At 60.4% G+C, this 313-nt stretch carries 1 protein-coding gene; it reads right to left on the bottom strand.

Annotation, left to right across the window (positions count from 1 at the left end; genetic code table 11):
• Positions 1 to 186 (bottom strand): hypothetical protein (locus EN862_RS35470; RefSeq protein WP_135913326.1); only part of this gene is annotated, 186 nt, incomplete at its 3' end.
• Between the last annotated feature and the right edge of the window lie 127 nt (positions 187 to 313).

The raw sequence follows: 313 nt of genomic DNA, 5'->3' as shown, positions 1-313 counted from the left end.
CGGTTCGGCGACTTCGGAGTCTTCGACAAGGCGGATGAGCGACTTCTCCACCTCCGCCAGTTCCTTCGTTCCCTGGCAGCGGGCCAGCCGCAGCGCCAGCGAATTGAGAAGGGCAGGCGCGAAGGTCGAATAGGCATTCATGCGGGTTTCATCGACATGTTCGGGATGAAGGGTGTGCAGCGACATCGGTTCCTCCGGCAAAAAACTGTCCTCGGGCCTTGTGCAGCCGAGCCATTTTTGGCCGGCAACCCGCGAGAGACGTCCTAATGGAACTGAGGGAGGCGGAACTGGTTCCATTGAGGCATTGCGCTCG

It is taken from the genome of Mesorhizobium sp. M2E.F.Ca.ET.219.01.1.1 (assembly GCF_004016445.2).
Lineage (GTDB): Bacteria > Pseudomonadota > Alphaproteobacteria > Rhizobiales > Rhizobiaceae > Mesorhizobium.
Note: the sequence above shows the minus strand (reverse complement) of the source record. Positions and strands in the feature narration are given on the sequence as shown.